At 68.5% G+C, this 18,554-nt stretch carries 17 protein-coding genes and 1 pseudogene; 11 read left to right on the top strand and 7 right to left on the bottom strand.

What is annotated here, in order from left to right:
- Positions 1–211: 211 nt before the first annotated feature.
- Complete coding sequence (locus ACZ4Z2_RS28255; protein WP_468079723.1) at positions 212–1,207, bottom strand: magnesium and cobalt transport protein CorA; 996 nt, start codon at positions 1,205–1,207, stop codon at positions 212–214.
- 141 nt (positions 1,208–1,348) lie between these two features.
- Entirely contained in the window at positions 1,349–1,681 is a 333-nt protein-coding gene (locus tag ACZ4Z2_RS28250; protein WP_468079722.1) for a hypothetical protein, read from the bottom strand.
- Between the two features lie 384 nt (positions 1,682–2,065).
- Between ACZ4Z2_RS28250 and ACZ4Z2_RS28245 the strand changes: the two genes are divergently transcribed.
- The 5 genes from ACZ4Z2_RS28245 (at position 2,066) to ACZ4Z2_RS28225 (ending at position 6,507) form a co-directional block, all read left to right on the top strand.
- Positions 2,066–3,130 (top strand): YihY/virulence factor BrkB family protein, encoded by a 1,065-nt coding sequence (locus tag ACZ4Z2_RS28245; protein ID WP_468079720.1) that lies wholly within the window; start codon positions 2,066–2,068, stop codon positions 3,128–3,130.
- A gap of 75 nt (positions 3,131–3,205) precedes the next feature.
- The gene (locus tag ACZ4Z2_RS28240) at positions 3,206–3,757 is read left to right on the top strand and encodes a phosphatase PAP2 family protein (protein ID WP_468079718.1); all 552 of its coding nucleotides are present in this window, start codon (positions 3,206–3,208) and stop codon (positions 3,755–3,757) included.
- 627 nt (positions 3,758–4,384) lie between these two features.
- Entirely contained in the window at positions 4,385–5,233 is an 849-nt protein-coding gene (locus ACZ4Z2_RS28235) for a DUF2382 domain-containing protein (RefSeq protein ID WP_468079717.1), read from the top strand.
- Between the two features lie 366 nt (positions 5,234–5,599).
- On the top strand, positions 5,600–6,028 hold the full coding sequence (locus tag ACZ4Z2_RS28230) for a phage holin family protein (protein ID WP_468079715.1): 429 nt from the start codon (positions 5,600–5,602) through the stop codon (positions 6,026–6,028).
- On the top strand, positions 6,025–6,507 hold the full coding sequence (locus ACZ4Z2_RS28225; protein WP_468079714.1) for a DUF3618 domain-containing protein: 483 nt from the start codon (positions 6,025–6,027) through the stop codon (positions 6,505–6,507). The genes ACZ4Z2_RS28230 and ACZ4Z2_RS28225 overlap by 4 nt, the downstream gene beginning before the upstream one ends.
- A 221-nt stretch (positions 6,508–6,728) precedes the next feature.
- On the opposite strand, the gene ACZ4Z2_RS28220 is transcribed toward ACZ4Z2_RS28225, so the two are convergent.
- Positions 6,729–6,893: a hypothetical protein gene (locus ACZ4Z2_RS28220; protein ID WP_468079712.1), complete on the bottom strand. Its 165-nt coding sequence runs from the start codon at positions 6,891–6,893 to the stop codon at positions 6,729–6,731.
- 902 nt (positions 6,894–7,795) lie between these two features.
- On the opposite strand from ACZ4Z2_RS28220, the gene ACZ4Z2_RS28215 reads away from it, so the two are divergent.
- The 4 genes and pseudogenes from ACZ4Z2_RS28215 to ACZ4Z2_RS28200 all read left to right on the top strand — a co-directional run bounded on the left by ACZ4Z2_RS28215 (position 7,796) and on the right by ACZ4Z2_RS28200 (position 10,441).
- Positions 7,796–8,038: a DUF6411 family protein gene (locus ACZ4Z2_RS28215; protein ID WP_404165044.1), complete on the top strand. Its 243-nt coding sequence runs from the start codon at positions 7,796–7,798 to the stop codon at positions 8,036–8,038.
- Between the two features lie 93 nt (positions 8,039–8,131).
- The gene (gene ppk2, locus ACZ4Z2_RS28210; protein ID WP_468079709.1) at positions 8,132–9,088 is read left to right on the top strand and encodes a polyphosphate kinase 2; all 957 of its coding nucleotides are present in this window, start codon (positions 8,132–8,134) and stop codon (positions 9,086–9,088) included.
- Positions 9,089–9,474: 386 nt separating this feature from the next.
- Positions 9,475–9,614 (top strand): annotated as a pseudogene (locus ACZ4Z2_RS28205) (IS5-like element IS4811 family transposase); the annotation flags it as partial.
- A 134-nt stretch (positions 9,615–9,748) separates the two neighbouring features.
- Positions 9,749–10,441: a hypothetical protein gene (locus ACZ4Z2_RS28200; protein WP_468079707.1), complete on the top strand. Its 693-nt coding sequence runs from the start codon at positions 9,749–9,751 to the stop codon at positions 10,439–10,441.
- Between the two features lie 72 nt (positions 10,442–10,513).
- Here the strand turns inward: ACZ4Z2_RS28200 and ACZ4Z2_RS28195 are convergent, their stop codons facing one another.
- Positions 10,514–10,717, bottom strand: a complete 204-nt coding sequence (locus ACZ4Z2_RS28195; protein ID WP_468079705.1) for a hypothetical protein — start codon at positions 10,715–10,717, stop codon at positions 10,514–10,516.
- Between the two features lie 407 nt (positions 10,718–11,124).
- Here ACZ4Z2_RS28195 and ACZ4Z2_RS28190 point away from each other — a divergent pair, with 407 nt between their 5' ends.
- Positions 11,125–12,612: an FG-GAP and VCBS repeat-containing protein gene (locus tag ACZ4Z2_RS28190; RefSeq protein ID WP_468079704.1), complete on the top strand. Its 1,488-nt coding sequence runs from the start codon at positions 11,125–11,127 to the stop codon at positions 12,610–12,612.
- A 362-nt stretch (positions 12,613–12,974) separates the two neighbouring features.
- On the opposite strand, the gene ACZ4Z2_RS28185 is transcribed toward ACZ4Z2_RS28190, so the two are convergent.
- Both ACZ4Z2_RS28185 and ACZ4Z2_RS28180 read right to left on the bottom strand, forming a co-directional pair.
- Positions 12,975–14,054, bottom strand: a complete 1,080-nt coding sequence (locus ACZ4Z2_RS28185) for a protein kinase family protein (RefSeq protein WP_468079702.1) — start codon at positions 14,052–14,054, stop codon at positions 12,975–12,977.
- Positions 14,055–14,339: 285 nt separating this feature from the next.
- Positions 14,340–15,692: a tetratricopeptide repeat protein gene (locus ACZ4Z2_RS28180; RefSeq protein WP_468079701.1), complete on the bottom strand. Its 1,353-nt coding sequence runs from the start codon at positions 15,690–15,692 to the stop codon at positions 14,340–14,342.
- A 147-nt stretch (positions 15,693–15,839) separates the two neighbouring features.
- Between ACZ4Z2_RS28180 and ACZ4Z2_RS28175 the strand changes: the two genes are divergently transcribed.
- Positions 15,840–16,808, top strand: a complete 969-nt coding sequence (locus tag ACZ4Z2_RS28175; RefSeq protein ID WP_468079700.1) for a TIGR01777 family oxidoreductase — start codon at positions 15,840–15,842, stop codon at positions 16,806–16,808.
- A 201-nt stretch (positions 16,809–17,009) separates the two neighbouring features.
- On the opposite strand, the gene ACZ4Z2_RS28170 is transcribed toward ACZ4Z2_RS28175, so the two are convergent.
- Positions 17,010–18,344: a glycoside hydrolase family 68 protein gene (locus tag ACZ4Z2_RS28170; RefSeq protein ID WP_468079698.1), complete on the bottom strand. Its 1,335-nt coding sequence runs from the start codon at positions 18,342–18,344 to the stop codon at positions 17,010–17,012.
- Between the last annotated feature and the right edge of the window lie 210 nt (positions 18,345–18,554).

Here is an 18,554-nt window from a genome sequence, read left to right as displayed (position 1 = left end):
GATCCGGACTCGGTGATGCGGGCCGTGGCGGTAGAAATGCTGACGGAGCTGCTGGTGAGCACGGCGCTCCGCGCTTGGCGCCGCAACCTTCGCACCACCGTCGTATCGCACGCGTGGCAGTGCAGGTGCCACCGTTGGTGGCCCGCATGCCACCCGCGCCGGTCAGTTCACGAGGATCCGGTGGACAGCCGACCTATGGGGCGGCTGGGTGTCACAGCCAGCCGTTGCGACGGAAGGCCCGGTACAGCAGTCCTGCGCCCACAGCCATCACGGTGATTGCGCACGGGTAGCCGTAGCGCCAGTCGAGTTCCGGCATGTGGGCGAAGTTCATGCCGTAGATCCCGGCGATCATGGTGGGGATGGCGAAGATGGCCGCCCAGGCACTGATGCGGCGCATGTCGTCGTTCTGCCAGGTGCCCACCTTTGCCAGATGAGCGTCGAGGACGGAGGCGAGCAGGTCGTCCAGGGCGCGGACCTCGGTGTCGGTGCGGGTGAGGTGGTCGGTGACGTCACGGAAGTACGGCAGGACCTGCTGCGGCCAGTCATCCCGCGCGGTGGCGAAGGGCTGCATGACCGGGACCAGTGGCCCGACGGCGTCGCGGAACTCCACCACCTCCCGCTTGAGCGAGTAGATCTGCTCTGTGAGGTCATCCCGTGCGGACGAGAAGACGCACCGCTCCAGCTGCGTCAGGTCCGTCCGCACCTGCGCGGCAGCTTGTGCGTAGGCGTCGACGATCACATCGGTGACCGCGTGCAGGACGGCGACCGGTCCCAGCCGTGCCATGTCCGGCTGCTGCGCGAGCCGGCGCGCGGCCTCCACCGTGGGATCGTTTCCCCCGTGCCGGACGGTCAGCACGAACGACGGGCCGAGGAAGATCATTACTTCGCCGGTTTCCACATCCGCGCTCTGCTCGACGAACCACAGTGTCTTCACCGCCACCGCCAGGACATCGCCGTAGCGCTCCTGCTTCGGCCGCTGATGGGCCTGGACCGCGTCCTCGATCGCCAGAGGATGCAGCTTCAGGTACTCGCCCAGCCGCTGCAGCTCCTCCTGGCGGGGCTCGTCCAGGCGGATCCAGGCGAACTCGTCCTGCTTCAGCACCGCCAATCGATCCAGGACGGTCTGGCATCCCGCATCAGCCTGCCGACCGTCGATCGACTCGTACTCACCTGTCCGCTCCTGATAGATCGCACATTCCATGCTCATCGGATGCTTCCGCCACCGCATTCCATGCGCTACGGGAGTGCAAAGGGACTATCGCAGTGAGTCATCCGCACCGGGTGGCCACCAGACCTTCACGAAGGGCGGTTGCTGGCCGGCGGAACCCGGTGGAAAGCCGCTCGTGCGTTACTGGCCGGAGGGAGCCGTCGAGGCGCCCGACGGGACGACGCGAAGGACCTCCGGCCGGGCGCCTGGCCGCGCTGCCCAGCCGCTTCCCGCTTCGCACACGCCGCATACGGCGTCGCGGAAGTCCAGGACCATCACGCCGTCGATCTTCTCGATGCCGCCGGAGCCGAATCGGACCCACAGCGGGTAGGCGCCGAGGTCACCGGCGAGGGCAAGCTCCCGAGCGGACGCCGCGTCCGGTGGCAGATACTGCCACCCAGCAAGATCGCGTCGGTCGTCCTGGCCATGGTGCGCCACGAGCAGTGCCTGGCCGACATGGCCGGCGGCAACCATGTGTCCGAGACCACTGTCCGCCGCCGGCGCGACGAGCTGATCGCCCTCCTCGCCGCGCAGGCGCCGCGCCTGGACCGCGCCCTGAAGCAGGCCGCCCAGCAGGGCGGGGTGGCACGTCGGAGGGGCCGCGAGCCTGTTTCCGCTCTGCGCACGTTCAGCGGCCCCCCGCGGTGGGCCGCGCGATGCGCACCGGCTCCGGCATGGCCGGTGGCTGGCCATGCCTGGCCAGCCTGTCCGACGCCGCGCTGCGCGCACCCTGCGGATCGGGCTTGACCAGGTCGTCGACCGGTCCTCCATCCTCCGAGTCGCGTTGGACACCTGGGGCCGCACCGCACGCGGGGCACGGGGTGGCGTAGGCGGGGGCACGGGGGTTACCCGGCGGATATGGCCAGGTTGCATCTTCCAGGACGGACAGCGCATCGCATCAAGGACGAGGGGCAGGCACCGGAGGTGCCGACGCCCGAGGAGGCCGGGCCCGGGCCCGAGATCGAGCAGCGGGCCCCGGACGCCCCGACGAAGCTGCCCAGGCAGGCCTGGGGCTCTGTGCTCAAGGGGGCTCTGCGCGAGTTCAAGGACGACGAGCTGACCGACCGCTCGGCGGGCCTGACGTACTACGGGGTGTTGTCGCTGTTCCCGGCACTGCTCGTGCTGGTCTCACTTCTGGGCATCGCCGGGAAGTCGGCCACCGACACGGTGCTGGACAACCTCAAGCAGCTCACCCCCGGCTCAGCTCGCGACATCATCACCAGGGCGGTGGAACAGCTGCAGGGTAACGCCGGGGCGGGGTCCGTCATGGCGATCGTGGGTCTGGCGCTGGCGGTGTGGTCGGCCTCGGGCTACGTCGCGGCGTTCATCCGGGCGGCGAACAGGGTCTATGACATGCCGGAGGGGCGTCCGGTGTGGAAGATCCTTCCCATACGGATCGCGCTGACCGTGGTGCTGATGGTGCTTGCGGTGATCAGCGCGCTGATCGTGGTCTTCACCGGCGGCCTGGCGCAGCAGGCCGGGCAGGCTCTGGGGATCGGGGACACCGCTCTGACGGCGTGGTCGATCGCCAAGTGGCCCGTCCTGGTCCTCCTGGTCACCGTCATGATCGCGATCCTGTACTGGGCCAGCCCGAACGCCAAGGTCAAGGGATTTCGGTGGGTCACCCCCGGCAGCTTCCTCGCCCTGGTCATCTGGATGATCGCCTCAGCCGGGTTCGCGTTCTACGTCGCGAACTTCGCCTCCTACAACAAGACATACGGCACGATGGCCGGTGTCATCGTCTTCCTGGTATGGCTGTGGATCACCAACCTGGCCATCCTGCTGGGCCTGGAGTTCGACGCCGAGACCGTACGGCAGCGGGCCATCGCGGGTGGCTTGCCGCCGGACAAGGAGCCCTACACCCAGCCCCGCGACACCCGCACGTGGGACGAAGAGGACGTACGCCGCCTGGATGACGCATGATCGCGCCCTTGCCAGGAGAGGCTGATCCGGACTCCAGTGGCTTACTCCGTGGCATCTTGGGAAAACGTGCAGGCCATGAGGTTGCTTACGGCGTTGCGCGAATTTGATCGAGTGGGAACGCAGCAGGCGGCCCGCTATATCCCGCCCAGTGTGGGCAAGGCGCTCTCCGCGGTGGAGGAGAGCGCCGAGAGCACGAAGTTGTGGTGCGGCGCTGCCGCCGCAATGGCGTGGCTGGGCGGGTGGCGCGGCCGCAAGGCGGCGGCCGGCGGCCTGGCCGCCCTGGCGGTCGCGCAGCTGATCTCGAACGGCCTGTGCAAGCAACTGGCCGACCGTCCCCGGCCGCCGAAGGAGTGGTTCCCCCACGACGAGGCCGACGACCGCCCCGAATCCTCCTCCTTCCCCTCGGGACATACCGCCGCCGCTGTCGCCTTCACCGCCGCCGTAGCCCCCACATGGCCGGCCGCCGGTGCGGCGTGTGCCGTTCCCGCCGTCATGGTTGCGGTCGAGCGGGTGCAAAGCGGCGCCCACTACCCGAGCGATGTGACTGCCGGCGCCGCCATCGGCCTGGCCAGCGCCTGGCTCACCCGCCACGCTCCGCGCCTGTTCCTGCGCCACTGGACCTTCTAGCGGCCAGGACAGCGACTGCGCCGAGCACCCTGCCAGGCCCGGGAAGGCGGAGACAGGAAGCTGAGGCCTCGGCAATCCCGTGGTCAATGGGCACCTGCGGCAGATCAGGAGGTCACGCGAAGGTGTCAATTGACCTTGGCTACGACTCCCGCCCTGCCCGTCCGGTACGCGACCGGCCTGGACCCTAACGCCGCCTGTCGACAGGTCGGCAACTGCGCGCCATGTTCGTCGCCGTGGAGCACCAAGTCCCGCGCTGGACGGCGAGAGCCGACGCGCTCACCGCGCCGCGGCACAGCAGTGGCACCGCGCCGTCCTGGAGCGCGGCCCGGGTGCCCGGGTGTACGCGGCCGTGCGGGATGCCGTCATCCGCACGATCAGTCCCGGCAGATCCGCCTCGACTCCTCCGCCGGCGGGGGTGTACTTCCTGCTGTGTGCATCGGCAGCGCGGCGAGCCTGCAGCCGCCCCTGCACCATGACAGCGCCACGGGACAGTTAGATCATCTTGCGGAGGTTTCACCACACACCCACTTACACGCCCGCATTGATCTCGTTCGTCCGGTTTCACACACTTTGTAATGGTGAGCCGGACAGGGTGAGCCGAAACGCGACAAGAGAGAGGGTGAGACGGTGATCACCCACGAGCAGATTCCCACTGTGCTGGACCATCCGGTCTATGACACGGACGGCAACAAGATCGGCGAAGCCAAGCATGTCTTCCTCGACGACACCACCGGCCAGCCCGAGTGGGTGAGCGTGAGGACCGGCCTGTTCGGCACCAGCGAGTCCTTCGTACCCATCCACGACGCCTCCATCGTGGAAGACCACCTGGAGGTCCCCTACCGCAAGGACACGGTCAAGGACGCACCCAACGTCGACGTCGAAGCGGGCGGACACCTCTCCGAAGACGAGGAACACCGCCTGTACCAGCACTACGGCATCGACTGGGACGCGGCCTGGCAACAGGCCAACCAGCCTGGCGAGGGCGGCTGGGCCCGCCCCGGCACCGCCCCGGGGACGACAGTCCCTTCCGACGCTGACCTCGACGCCGCAGATACGGCCGCCATGTCCGGCACCGCACGCCCGGAAGCCAGGCAGGACGACGCCATGACGCGCTCCGAGGAGCGCATGCACGTCGGCACCGAACGTCGCGAGACCGGACGGGCGCGGCTGCGCAAGTACGTCGTCACCGAAGAGGTGCAGCAGACCGTGCCCGTGCGCCGTGAGGAGGTCCGCGTCGAACGCGAGCCGATCACGGACGAGAACCGGGACGCTGCCCTGTCCGGGCCCGACATCAGCGAGGCCGAGCACGAGGTCATCCTCCACGAGGAGCGCCCCGTGACCGAGACGGAGACGGTACCGGTGGAGCGCGTGCGCATGACGACCGACGAACGGACGGAAGAGGAGACGGTGCACGGCCAGGTCCGCAAGGAACGGATCGACACCGAAGGCGTCGACGAAGACCGGCGCGGCACCTGACAGAACCCGCATCCTGCGAGACGCACCGGTCCGCTCGGAACCTGCCCGAGCGGACCGGTCATATGTGTCTCGCAGTCCCGTCGCCCAGACACACCGTTGAGGGACACGCAGGTAAGGGTCGCCGCCGCAGGCCGCCAGCCCGCCAGCCCGCCAAGCCGCCCAAGCCGCCAGGCCGCCAGGCCGCCAGGCCGCCAGGCCGCACCTGCGGCTGCCCACATAACGGCGGTCCTTCGCCCTTGGGTCGCAGACCGTGCTTTGCCGCCCGCCCTGAACTCGCCTGTTCGGGGTACTCGCGCGCTCATCGAAAGGGCCGGTGCGCAATACAGCCCGGCCGGCAGGACTTTGGACGGACGGGAGGTGACCACCGTGACAAACACGCAGCCGCACCACGCCGGCAGTACGGACCGCTCCGGGCAGGAGCCGGTGGGCGAACTGGTGCAGCGAGCCTCGCAACAGCTGACCGAGCTGGTGCGCGGCGAACTGAGGCTGGCGCAGGCGGAAATGAAAGAGAAAGGCAAGCGCTACGGCAAGGGCGGCGGCCTGTTCGGCGGCGCCGGCGTCGTCGGTTTCCTGATGCTGCAGGCGCTCGTCGCGACCGCGATCGCGGCGCTGTCGGTGCCGCTGCCGGTGTGGGCGGCGGCGCTGATTGTCACCGCGGTGCTGGGTGTGATCGCCGCGATCATGGCCATAAGCGGGAAGAAGCAGGTCGAGCAGGCCGCGCCGCCCATGCCCGAGCAGACGATCAACAACCTGAAGGCCGACGTGGCCGAGATCAAGGAGAGTGCACAGCGATGACCCAGCCGCCTCACGACGAGCCCACCGCCGCCGACCCCGACGAGCTGCGCGAGCAGGTCGAGCAGACCCGCGAAGAGCTCGGGCAGACGGTCGAGGCGCTGGCGGCCAAGACGGACGTCAAAACGCGCGCCCAGGACAAGGCCGCCGAGGTCAGGGAACAGGCCGCCGCGAAGGCCAGCGAGCTGACGGAGCAAGCCGCCCTCAAGGCAGGGGAACTGAAGGCCAAGGCCGCAGACCTCGCCCACCATGCGCAGGACAGGATGCCCGACCCGGTCAAGGACAAGGCCGCCCAAGCCACCGAGCAGGCCCGGGCCAAGGCGGCCCAGGCCGGCCAGATGTGGCAGGAGAAGGCGCCGGAACGGTTGCGGCAGCAGACAGCCCAGGGCGCGCAGCTCGCACGGGACAACCGTCACCTGCTGCTGGCCGCGGCCGGCGTTGCCGTCGTGGCGTGGCTGGCCTGCCGTCGACGCAACGGATGAAGCAGGTCGCAGGCATCAATGATCGCCTGTAAGGCGGTCGGTCTGCCTCTGGGCGCCGTCAGCGGCATGCCGCGGGAGCGCTGTGCAAGCAGCTGCGGAAGATACTCGCCACTGACGCCCGGCTGCCGCGCATGAAGCGGCGGGAGGGCCGGTACGTGTCAGCGCCCATACCGGCCCTCCCACTCCGGACAGTACTCGTACGCAGGATGCTCACAGCCATGTCAGATCAGCACGCGGCTGCCGTGAAGACAGCCGCAGCAGTCATCGCCGTGATCCTCGTCGTTCGGGCAGCGGTCCTCCACCAGGGCGGACGAGCGCGACGCGGCCGCGCTGCCCTTCCGTACAGCAGTTGTCCGGGCCTCGATCCGGACGACCGTGTCGGTCACCTCGACCGACTCCACACACACGCCATCGATCGATCCCCAGTCGCAGCTGGCAGGTGCGCCGCTTAGGGGTCTGACAAAGGCGTTGGACGTGGCGGCGGGTGATCAGGCAGGTGGCGAGGCCGAGGAAGGCTTCGTGGATGTCGTCGCGTCGGTCCCAGCGGATGCGCAAAGCGACGGAAGCCGTGCAGTCAGGCGATGGTCCTTCGACCACCCGGCGGAAGACACCGAGGCCGGAGCCGTGTGCCTGGCGCCCTTCGGCGATCACTGGGCGGATGCCTCGCTGCCAGAGACCGGCCGGGCAGCACCTCTGTCAGGCGAGGACATTGCGCGGTGGCCGCCGCGGGGGACGCATGCGAGATCCCGTGCCCGGACGATGTCGGCGCGGTCAGCTGACGGTGACCCTGTCCCGCATGTATCGTCGACGAACTTCCCCGCCGAGGACCAGACGCCGGCGCCAAAGAGCCTCAGGGGAGCCGAGCACCGCTGCCCGGTGCAGGGGCCGGCTCCCGTTCCAGCAGTCCGGATCCGCCTTCTTCGTCGAGGCGCCGGCGGATGTCGTCGGCATCCGTCCGGGACGTACAGGTCCCAGGTCAGCGTCTTCGGCCACGCCGGCTCGACGCCGGAGCGCCGGGAACCGTCATGCGCACGTCCCTCACCCGGATCGCGCGGGCGACGACGCCATCATCCTGACCTGCGGGCCTGTGCCCACCAGGAGATCGGTCGGATGACTGACCGGGCAGGCCACTACCCCGCCAGGGCGGCGGTCACCATCGAGATGCCTCTTCCGGGGCCGCTGCACGTCGCGGGAAGCGGAGCCCATTGATGTCCCCCCTCATTAAGGGCGATGGGAGGGGGCACTCGTGTCCGACCGTGCAATCCCCTCACGTAGAAGGAGTCGACTCATGGTGATCGCCGCCGTGATAGCCGGGTGCGTGGTCCTGGCGGTACTGGCCTTCCTCGTCCCCCGCCTCTCGCGCCACCCCGAACGCGGCACGCAGCGTTCGCTCGGCGTGGGCGCACGCGCGGGCGGCAAGGCGCCCGGCCCTCTGGGCCGGCTCTTCAGCAAGCCTTTCCGCAGCGGTTCCCGCGCCGTGGGCCGCAGCGGCTCGGTCGGCCGCCGCGCCCGCGGCCGTATGCCGTTCTGACGCCGGCGCCACGCAGATCACGACGGACAGCCCGGACCGGCACGGTCCCGCACACCCATGCTGAACACATGGCCCCATACAGGAAGTGGTGTGATGAACAAGGATGCGTCGGACAAGCTGTTGGACGGGCTGACCGTGGACACCCGCCGGCGTGAGCAGCCGGTCGTGCTCGACCAAGCCGGGCGTCCCATCAAGACATGGCGGGAGAATTATCCCTACGACCGCAAGATCAGCCGCAAGGAGTACGAGCGGACCAAGCGCGTCCTGCAGATCGAGCTCCTCAAGCTCCAGCGGTGGGTCAAGGACACCGGCGCACGCCTGGTCGTGGTGTGCGAAGGGCGTGACGCGGCGGGAAAGGGCGGCACCATCCAACGCCTCACCGAGCGGCTGAATCCTCGCGGCGCCCGGGTGGTCGCCCTGGACAAGCCCACCGAGCGGGAGGCGGGCCAGTGGTACTTCCAGCGCTACATCGCGCACCTGCCCACGCAGGGAGAGATCGTCTTCTTCGACCGTTCCTGGTACAACCGGGCCGGCGTGGAGCGCGTCATGGGCTACTGCTCGAAGGACGAGTACGAGCTGTTCCTCGAACAGTGCCCCATCTTCGAGAAAATGCTCGTGGACGACGGCATCCGGCTGGCGAAGTTCTGGTTCTCGGTGTCCCGCTCCGAGCAGCGCACCCGCTTCGCCATCCGGCAGGTCGACCCCGTGCGTCAGTGGAAGCTCTCCCCCACCGACCTGGCCTCGCTGGACCTCTGGGACGAGTACACCGAGGCGAAGGTCGACATGTTCCGCGCCACCGACACGGAACACGCCCCCTGGACCGTGGTCAAGAGCAACGACAAGCGCCGCGCCCGGCTGGAGACGATGCGCAGCCTGCTGTCGCGCATCGACTACGCCAGGAAGGACGCCGAGGCGGTCGGCACACCCGACGCCCTCATCGTCGGTGCCGCAAACACCCTGCTCGAACCCGGCGAGGAGGACACGGCCCTGTCCCCCACACCTCTGTTTCCCCGAACCGACGGACCCGGCAGCCACCCCTCGTCCCGCTGACGGGAGGAGACCTTCTCCACGGGGACCGCTGTGCACGTCCCGCACACGCACGAGATCGGGGACGAGGTCTCCTGCGACGAGGCGCTCACCGTCGCCAGACACTGGAGCGGCCGCCCGGCTGCTCCTGGATGCCTCCGCCCGCGGCCACGCCAGCGGTCCCAGCAGTTCCCGCTCGCCGGCCTTCCAAGGGAGACGATCTGCCGGGGCTGTGGGGAACGGCTGAGGCCGGATGCCCGGCGAGCCGGGGGAGCCCGGCCCGGGGCGTTTTCTGTTCGTCGGCTTGTCGTTCCCGGCAGTGGCGGACAGAACAGCGCCTGCGTAGGCGCCTGACGGCTGTCCGGGGCGGTGTCGGCGAGGCGGACTGCCCGGAGTGCGGAGCCCGGTGGATGGCCGCCCGCCGCCACGTGAGGGACTACGAACGGCTCATCCAGCACTCCGAAAACTGATCACCTGGGCCGCCATCACCCTCATGACCAGGCGTCTCGCTCGGAAGGGCGCCACCCCGAGCTGGCCAAGGAAGCCGAAGCCGATGCCGACGCTGGTCGGCCGATGTTGCCGGGCAGTTGGCTCAAGGCCATGCCTTTGCTTCGGAATCTGTCGTCAGACCAGAGGCCGCGAGGAGGTCACTTATGATCATCGCGGACGGAACGCTCACTCGCGGTGAGTGATGATCCCATCGGCTTGGGGCCTGCCATGATCAAAGAGTTGCTTCAGGAACTCATGTCGACCGCGTTCGGCAGCTGGACTCCGCACGACGGGTGTCCGGATCCCGAAGTCACCGCTGCCGGGGAACGCTTGGGGATCTGCCTGCCGGACGCCATGCGTGACTACTACGCCGCCGCCGGCCGACACCCGCAGTTGATGGGCATGAGCGGCCACGAGCACACTCTCCGGGTAAGCGCACCCGAGCACCTGAGCGTCGAGGACGGACACCTGGTTTTCTGCGAGGAGAACCGCGGGCTCGCCCAGTGGAGCGTGCGCCCGGATGATGTCAACTGGCCCGACCCCAGAGTCCATGGCCGGAGCAAGCCCGGCGGGAAGTGGTACAGCGAATCCCGGAGACTGTCGTCCTTCCTGATAAACGTCGCCAGCAGGCAGGCCCTGAGGTCGTTTCCACATCAAGCCACGTGCCGGATCCGTGAACAGCAACTGGGGGCCATCGAGTCACTGCTCGGGTACCTCGGGTCTCACGAGATGCAAAAGGGCGGTCACTGGCTGAGCTTCATCGACCCAACGAGACGCGTTCTGGCCAGCTACTCCTACAACACCGACACACTGCGCGTCGCGGCCGTGGACCCCACCGCACTCGAATCCCTGCGCGAGCGCTCAGATCTGCCACTCAAACTGACATGAAGGGGCTATCCACACGCCTTCATACAGGACGGTGCATGCCGACCGATGCCGGGGCCGTCTGAGGAATCCGAACTACTCCAGCCCTCCACCTTGCTCGTACAGGTGCGTGGCGCGGAAGGGCCGCAGCGAGTGCGGCGTCAGCCTGCCCGACCGCGCCGGCCCGTCGCCGAACCGCGGCCGTACCTCGGCCAGCGACCAGGCCAGCAGCCGGCCCACCCCGTCGATCGCCGGCACCAGCCGCTGCCGGGGCCCGCTGCCCCGGGCTCCCTTCCCCACCCCCAGACGACCGGACCCGGTCTTTCAGGTATGCACCACCCGCAATCCGAAGCCATGATCAACCTCGCCATGGCCGACCTGCTGGCCCGCCGCCACACCGGCGAGAACACCATCTCCTGGCGCGACCCGACACCAGCACATCAAGCCGCATCCAGGGATGGAACACCAGGATGAAACGACCTCTCAGAACCCGTTCATCGACCACCCCGAGTGGGTCGAGGCGGCGGGTAGACCGACGGTGACGCGCGCTGAACTCCCTGTCACATCAAGGGAGTTCAGCGCCCCACCTGTCTCCTCGGTTACGAATCCATGACATGGGGACGTACAACTGGGATCGCCCGGCTCGAGTCGTACCCACTGAACGCGGCCTTCCGCGTACACAACCGACCGACTCGAAAGGCTCACGTATGTCCCGAGCACACCGCCGAACCCGTACCGCGCTCACCGCACCCCTGGCAGCCGCGGTGCTGCTCGCCGGAGGATTCGGCGCCATGGCTCTCACCGGGGGTCCGGCGCTGGCGGCCACCACATCCGCTGACGAGCAGGACGACTTCAACGGCGACGGATACGCCGACCTGGTCGTGTCGGCTCCGGACGCCACGATCTCCGGCAAGGCCAAGGCGGGCTACGTGGCCGTCATGTACGGCTCCGCCCATGGGGTCTCCACCGCCAACAAGAAACTCATCAGCCGCTCCACCAGCGGCGTTCCCGGCTCCGCCACCGCGAACCAGCGCTTCGGGACCAACTTCACCAAGGGCGACCTGGACGGCGACGGCTTCAGCGACCTGGTGATCTCGGGCGGCAGTCCCGGCTCCGTCATTCTCTGGGGCTCCGCCTCCGGACTCACCGGCGGCACGGCCATACCCGGGTACGGGCAGTCCCCCACGACCGGCGACTTCGACGGCGACGGCAAGACGGACCTCGCCTTGTTCGCCTACTTGTCCGGCGCCGGCGACGACCCGGCGAGCGGCGACGCCACCGTGTGGAAGGGACCGGTCACCCGTGCCGGACAGCCCACCGCCACCCTACCGCTGCTGGACAAGGCCGACTGGTGGGGTTACGACGCCCACGACGCGTCCTGCGCCACCAACGGCGGCTGCCAGGAGGACGGCGACTCGATCAGCGGGCCCATTCGCTCCACCCGGACCGGCGACGTCAACGGCGACGGCAAGGACGACATCGTCGCCTGGAAGTACGCGGGCGACGGCCAGTGGGGCAACCGCCTGTTCCTCGGCGGCGGCAGCACGGGCTTCACCAGCGGCTGGGTCCCCGCGGACGGCACGGCGACCGGTACGGGCACCGGCATCGGGGACGTGAACAATGACGGGTTCGACGACGTCGTCGTGGGCAACGACTGGAACGGCGGCAAGGTCAAGATCGCGTTCGGGTCGGCCTCCGGTCTGTCCGAGGAGCGCGTACAGACCTTCGACCAGGACCTGCCCGGCTTCCCCGGCGCGGAGGAGGAGGGCGACGGGCTCGGCTCCACGGTCTCGGTGGCGGACGTCAACGGTGACGGCTTCGGCGACATCGCGCTCGGCATCCCGGGCGAGGACATCGGCGACATCACCGACGCCGGGTCCGTCGCCCTGGTCCCCGGCAGCGCCTCCGGTGTCACGGGCGCCGGTACGCAGACCTTCCACCAGGACACCGCCGGGATACCCGGAGTCGCCGAGGACGACGACCAGTTCGGCGCGAGCAGCGCGCTGCTGGACGTCGACGGTGACGGCCACGCCGACCTCGCGGCCGGTTCCCTGGCCGAGAACAACTGGAACGGCGCGGTCTGGGTGCTGCGCGGCACGGCGACCGGTCTCACGACCACGTCGTCCCTCGCGTTCGGCGCCGCCGACCTCTCGGCGCCCGCCACGGGCGCCCGCTTCGGCGCGCTCCTGCGCTGAGCAAGCCCATCCGGCAACGGGGGTTCGGTGGGGCGGCCTGGTGCCGCCCCACCGTCATGTCCGGCCGGGGGCGAAGCGGCTTCAGCCGAGGTACGCGGGCCACCTCACCGCCTCGCTCCAGGTACGCCGGAACGAACATCCCCAGCACCCCGGGCGGCACGAACATCCGCAGCACCCGAGGCCATCGAGCGACGATGAGCCAGACCACCTTCAGGACGTGCGACCCGACGGTGTAGTCCGCCCGCCGTCGCAGTCGAACACGGCGGTGACGCTCCGCGACCGCTCCCCAAGATCTGTGCCAGAGCCCAGTTCTCATCGACATTACCGAGCCATTGGGTTCGCTCAGTATTGCCGTTGGCGGGTCAGGCGGGCTGCTCTTGCTGTCCGATCTGGCGTATCGCCGCCAGTGGGAAGGGGGTTGCCCGGCTCTCATGCCGGAAGTGGTGACAGAAGTCCCCCATCACTTCGGCGACCGGCGCGTAACGGCCAAGGACTGCCGCGATCGCAGCTGGGATTTCTCCCGGCGCCACCTGCTGGGCCCACGTGCGCACAAGCGCTTGGCGTTCTTCCGGCGCGCACCCGAACAGAGCGACGGCCAGCCAGTTCACCAGGTGCGTGAAGGTGTAGCTCTGGTCGTAGGTGCGGTGCTGCTCGAAGAAGTCGGCCTCGTCCTGTGTGAGCTCGAAGCGGGAGGAGATCGCGAGGCCGTAGTCGGCGAAGAAGAGCCGCCGACCGTCGGTCAGGATGTTCTGGAAGTGGGCGTCGAAGTGCAGCAGCCCGCGGGCGTTCATGAACGAGATGCCGGCTTCCAGCTCGTTGTCCACCATGGTGCAGGCCTGCTCGGCCACCTCGTCGCCGGCACCGATCTGGACGCCCAACCAGTCGTGCAGATTGTGCGGGAGGTACTCCAGGAACAGCGTGAGACTGGCCGACGACTGCTGGAGAGCTTCGATCCGACTGCGTACCTCTGCTCCGCCTCCCCAGTAGGCGACAGCTCGTTCGACATCGGCCAGTTCCTCGGGAAGCGGTTGGCCATGATCTGGGAGCACCCGCCAGTGGTACATCAGGGGGAAACCCTCGTAGTCTCCCGCGATCACCCAGTTCGTCGTCATGGTGTGCACGGCCAGTTCCCGCCAGGCTCCGAACCCCGGGCCGCCGATACTGCCCATGCCGTAGTGACAGAAGGCCGGCAGGCCGTACAGATTCGCCGTGGAATGAACGTTCTCCGGCCGCCGCTCCAGATCCGTCAGGCGTATCTGCTTGACGAAGACCGGTGTCCCGTCGACTTCCAGCAGCACTGTCTTCCCGCCGATGCCCGAACCGATCGGTGCGGCGGCGTCCACGAGCCCGCGCAGTCTGCGATCACTGCGCAGCGCCAACGATGTGGAAACGGCACCGTGGGCTGCCAGACGAGCAGCGCGGGACATGTCGGTGCGGGACATGTCAGTTCGCTCCAACTATGCCTCCAGCCGGGCACCCGCCTCTCGTGCAACCACTTCAACGAACGCCCTGGCAGGAGCTACCGCCACCCTCTCACGTCGAGGGCGATGGTCGCTCCTGGGGGCACAGACGGCGGCCCTGGCGTCCCGTGACATCAGTTCAGATCGACGTTGATCACGAACAGCCCTCGCCCGGCCCTCGGCTGGCGGACGCCCGCCGAGCTCTTCACCAGGCTCATCGCGACACAGGAGTGATCATGTGTTGCGACGCTCGCTCGAGTCCGCCGTTCAGAACGGCGGTGTCTCGTGCCACGGTCCGGTTGATCGTGCGGGTGGCTGGGATCGGTGCTGGTGGAGGACGGCTACGGCTTGCTCAACACGACCGAGGTCGATGAGGTACTCGGCAAGGTCATGGCTGTTGGTTGTCGGGTGAGGTGCGAGAGAGGTGACAGCCTCCTCAAGACGTCCGTCGCCAGCCAACAGCCTGGCAACGTGCGATACCGCGTACCACGTGTCGCCTTCGGGATGAGTCCTGGCCTGCTCAACCGCCTCGTCGACCCGACCGCAGGCGGCCATCAGCGAAAGCCGGATCCAGAAGAGCTCCCACTCCTCCTCCCCACGACGTGCCTCGAGGGCGTCGAGGTAGGCCAGGCCGTCCTGGGGTCGGCCCTGGTCGGTGTAGAGGGTGCAGAGTATGTGGACGATCCAGTCCTCGGCGCCGCCAGGAGCGTCGGCCAGTGCGCGCATCACCTCAATCGCCTCGTCGGCGCGGCCGTGGCGCGCCAGGAGTTGAGCGAGATCCACTGCAACGTGTGCCCGGCGGCAGGACGCATCGCCGGCATGCCGGTACACGGTGATCGCGCCCTCCACGTCGTCACGCTCCTCCAGGAGCTCCGCCAGACGCCGGGCGGCGATTCCGAACGGCTCGGTCGCCGCGTACGCATGCAGTTCTTCGATTCGGTCCTGCCGGGCCAGCAGATCGGCCAGCTGATCCCGGTTGTTGACTGAGGTCTTCTTCCGGGTGCGCAGCAGGGCGATGGCGTCGTCGACGCGGCCTTGGCGTTCACGGATCGTGGCGAGCAGTCCGATCGCCATGTCCGCGTCGAGGCCACGGCAGCACCACGGGTCGTCGCACCGGTGCTCGTCAGGGATCTGCGCGGCGAGCAGCGTGGCTGCTTCGTCGTCCCGGCCGGCGCTGGCCGCGACGTCGGTCAGTGCGACGGCGAGGGACCAGTCCTGAATGTGGGGCCGCAGGAGGCTGAATGCCTCGTCGCCCCGGCCGTGGCGGGCGAGCAGTCGCGCGTGGAATTCCAGTGCCTGCGGGTGCCCAGCCTCCATGCGTGATCGGGACAGCGCGATCGCTTCGTCGGCCCGCCCCCAGCTCTCCAGCGATTTGGCCGTGGTCCTGACAGCCGTCCACCAGCCTGTGGCCGCATACGGGGCGAGCACCTCCAGTGCCTGCTTCTCGCGGCCCTGACCGGCCAGCAGCCGCGCCCACTCCTTCGCGCAGAACCACTCCTCACGGCCGGCCCAGAACTGCACCTCGTCGGTATAGCCGAGTTCGAGAAGCCGGGAGACGAGGTGCGGCGGGATGCAGCCGGACTGTGTCCGGACCCGGTAGTCAAGATCACCGATTTCCACGACGACATACCGTAGCCCCACCCTCTGACAACGCCGGCAACACCCGTGCCTCACGCCAGGGCCGGCTGGGATCGTAGATGGCACTCCATTTTTGAACGCGTTCAACTCCTTGGTCTATGCTCACCGGTCAAGAAGGAGAGGTAGCCGATGAAGATCGTGATTCCTGGAGGCACCGGGCAGATCGGCGCGATCCTGAAGCGCGCGCTCGACGCCGCCGGCCACGAGGTCGTGATTCTCACCAGACACCCCGGACGCGAGGGCGAGGTCCATTGGGACGGGCAAACCCCGGGACCATGGACGGCGGAGGTGGACGGCAGCGACATCGTCATCAACCTGGCCGGACGCACCGTGAGTTGCCGGTACACGACGGCCAATCTGCGGGACATGATGGATTCCCGGGTCGACTCCACCCGGGTCGTGGGCGCCGCCATCGCGAGCGCTTCCCGACCGCCCCGGGTATGGCTGCAGATGAGCACCGCCACGGTGTACGCGCACCGCACCGACGCCCCCAACGACGAGGCCACCGGTGTGATCGGCGGTACCGAACCGGGCGTGCCGGACTACTGGGCGTACAGCGTCGAGATCGCCAAGGCCTGGGAGCAGACTCAGCAGCAGGCCGAAACACCGGCCACACGCAAGGTCGCTCTGCGCTCGGCCATGGTGATGAGCCCGGACCCCGGCGGGGTCTTCGCCGTCCTGCTGGGACTGGCACGCCTGGGTCTCGGTGGCCCCGTCGCCGGCGGGGCACAGTACGTGTCGTGGATCCACGAACACGACTTCGTGCGCGCGGTGCAGTTCTTGATCGACCGGGAGGACATCGCGGGGGCTGTGAACCTGTCGGCCCCCCATCCCCTGCCGCAGCGCGCATTCATGCGCGCCCTGCGCTCCGCATGGGGTGTACCGGTGGGTCTGCCCGCGACCAAGTGGATGGCCGAGGTCGGCGCGTTCGCTCTGCGTTCCGACACCGAACTGCTGCTGAAGAGCCGCCGTGTCGTCCCGGGCCGGCTGACCCAGGCGGGCTTTGACTTCCAGTACCCACAGTGGCCGCAGGCCGCGGACGAACTGGTGCGACGGGTACGTGAGCGGACCGAGGGCGGTTCAGCGGCACGGCGGTGAACGGACCCCGGGACGGCTGCCGCACCGGCTGCCCCGTCGGGCCCACGCACCGCACTACCCGGACCATCCGCGACAACCGCAGCAAGGCGTGCGGAGACACCCCCGGCATTCAGGGCAAGCCCTACCCCGCCCCGCGGCCCACCCGCCGTGGGGCCACGAGGGGCGTGGCCGGCCACGGCGGGCTGCTCGGTTGTGGGGTGGTTACGGGATGAAGCCGTAGCCCAACTGCTTGATGAGTTTGGTCTTGTCGCCCTTCAGGGACACCACGAGTGTGCGTGCCAGGGTGCCGCCGAAGCGGGTCCCGCCGTCGGCGGTCGGGACCGTGTCGATGAAGCTCTCCACCAGCCCGTTGGGCATCACGTAGTGCGAGTACTGCTGCGTCGGGGCATCCTCCGGGTTGCCCAGGACCAGTGCGCTGCCGTTGAGCGGCTTGTAGTCGCTGCGCAGGGACGAGCCGACGAATCCGTAGAGTCCGTCCCAGCCGCTCAGCCCAGGCGCGAACGTGAACTTGTGGCTGATGGTGAACAGGTAGTACTTGCCGTTACGGATGACCAGGTGGGGCCGTTCGGTCTGCTGGTTCACACAGTTGGCCGAGAGCAGCGGGGGCTGGAGCTTCCAGTTCTGCATGCTGTCGCCGTTGGCCGTGGCCAGCCCGATGTTCCCCGTGTAGTACTTGGCGTCCGCCGGCACCTCATGGCCGGCGGGGACGTCGCCTATGTCGCGCTTGGTGCACTGGTACGTGCCGGCGACACCGCCCGTGTTGCCCTCGAACAAGAGGTGGATCTTGCGGTCCCGGGGGTCTCGGAAGACGAACGGATCGCGGAAGGCGTAGATGATCGGGCCCGCCTGGGACTGTTCGAGGGTCTGGTACAGCTTGCCGTCGGCCTCGGCGATGATGCGGTGGTTCTTGAAGCCGCTGAACCACACGCGGTTCTTGTTCGCGTGGATCTTGCCGGTCGCCTGGGCCAGACGCTGCAGGGCGTCGTTGGGGTCGACCCCGCCGTTGTCGCGCCCGGAGGCGGTGTAGAAGGAGTACACCTTGTCGCCGACGAGCGCCGCCGAGCCGGCCCATTCACGTGAGCCGAACGAGGTGCCGGGCTGGAAGAGGTCACCGCCGTACTTCCAGCTCTTGGCGTCACGCGAGTAGAAGTAGCCGATCTTCGCGTACCAGTGGCGGTCGCCGAACGGCACCGAGCGCGGAGCCGTCAGCGAGAAGATGACGTGCCAGCCCTTGTAGGTGGCGGTCCGGGTGTTGAGCTTGGTGAGCGGCCAGGTGTCCCACAGCCACACCTTGTCGGTCATCACCGGGAAGTCCGGCGACACACGGGGGGCCGTGTTGGTCTTGTCCTGCCGGAGCTTCAACGCGTCCGCGCGGGACCAGACGGCGAAGTAGTCGTCGTCGGCGCCGTACTGCCGCGTGCCCGTCTGGGGCGAGGCCGGTCTGTCGGCGGAAGCCGGTGTCGCCACACCGCCCAGCAGCGCGACGGCCATCAAGCCCGTGGCCAGCCGGACCAGCACTCTTCGTGCTCTGCGCATGCGTCGTCCTTACACGTGGGGGGATCGAATGGAACTGAACTGGAAGCGCTTGCGATTCGCGCGTACCCCCCTTCCCTGCTGACACACCCTCAACTTCCGTCCCTGGAAATGAATTTCTGGGTTCAGGAGCCAGAGGGACGTCTCACGTGGTGATGTCGTGCGAGGGAGCTCGGTGCGGACACGGGCCCGGTCGGGCCCGTGGTCCTCTCG

This window comes from Streptomyces sp. NPDC030183 (genome assembly GCF_055573455.1).
This window is presented reverse-complemented; position numbering and strand designations above follow the sequence as displayed.

Excerpts from the sequence above, each read along its gene's own strand:
- ACZ4Z2_RS28225 (WP_468079714.1), top strand. The coding sequence starts at position 6,025 with ATGACCCAGCCGCCTCACGACGAGCCCACCGCCGCCGACCCCGACGAG.
- ACZ4Z2_RS28245 (WP_468079720.1), top strand. The coding sequence starts at position 2,066 with ATGGCCAGGTTGCATCTTCCAGGACGGACAGCGCATCGCATCAAGGAC.
- ACZ4Z2_RS28170 (WP_468079698.1), bottom strand. The coding sequence starts at position 18,344 with ATGCGCAGAGCACGAAGAGTGCTGGTCCGGCTGGCCACGGGCTTGATG.
- ACZ4Z2_RS28175 (WP_468079700.1), top strand. The coding sequence starts at position 15,840 with ATGAAGATCGTGATTCCTGGAGGCACCGGGCAGATCGGCGCGATCCTG.
- ppk2 (WP_468079709.1), top strand. The coding sequence starts at position 8,132 with ATGAACAAGGATGCGTCGGACAAGCTGTTGGACGGGCTGACCGTGGAC.
- ACZ4Z2_RS28185 (WP_468079702.1), bottom strand. The coding sequence starts at position 14,054 with ATGTCCCGCACCGACATGTCCCGCGCTGCTCGTCTGGCAGCCCACGGT.
- ACZ4Z2_RS28215 (WP_404165044.1), top strand. The coding sequence starts at position 7,796 with ATGGTGATCGCCGCCGTGATAGCCGGGTGCGTGGTCCTGGCGGTACTG.
- ACZ4Z2_RS28240 (WP_468079718.1), top strand. The coding sequence starts at position 3,206 with ATGAGGTTGCTTACGGCGTTGCGCGAATTTGATCGAGTGGGAACGCAG.
- ACZ4Z2_RS28250 (WP_468079722.1), bottom strand. The coding sequence starts at position 1,681 with ATGGTTGCCGCCGGCCATGTCGGCCAGGCACTGCTCGTGGCGCACCAT.
- ACZ4Z2_RS28190 (WP_468079704.1), top strand. The coding sequence starts at position 11,125 with ATGTCCCGAGCACACCGCCGAACCCGTACCGCGCTCACCGCACCCCTG.
- ACZ4Z2_RS28255 (WP_468079723.1), bottom strand. The coding sequence starts at position 1,207 with ATGAGCATGGAATGTGCGATCTATCAGGAGCGGACAGGTGAGTACGAG.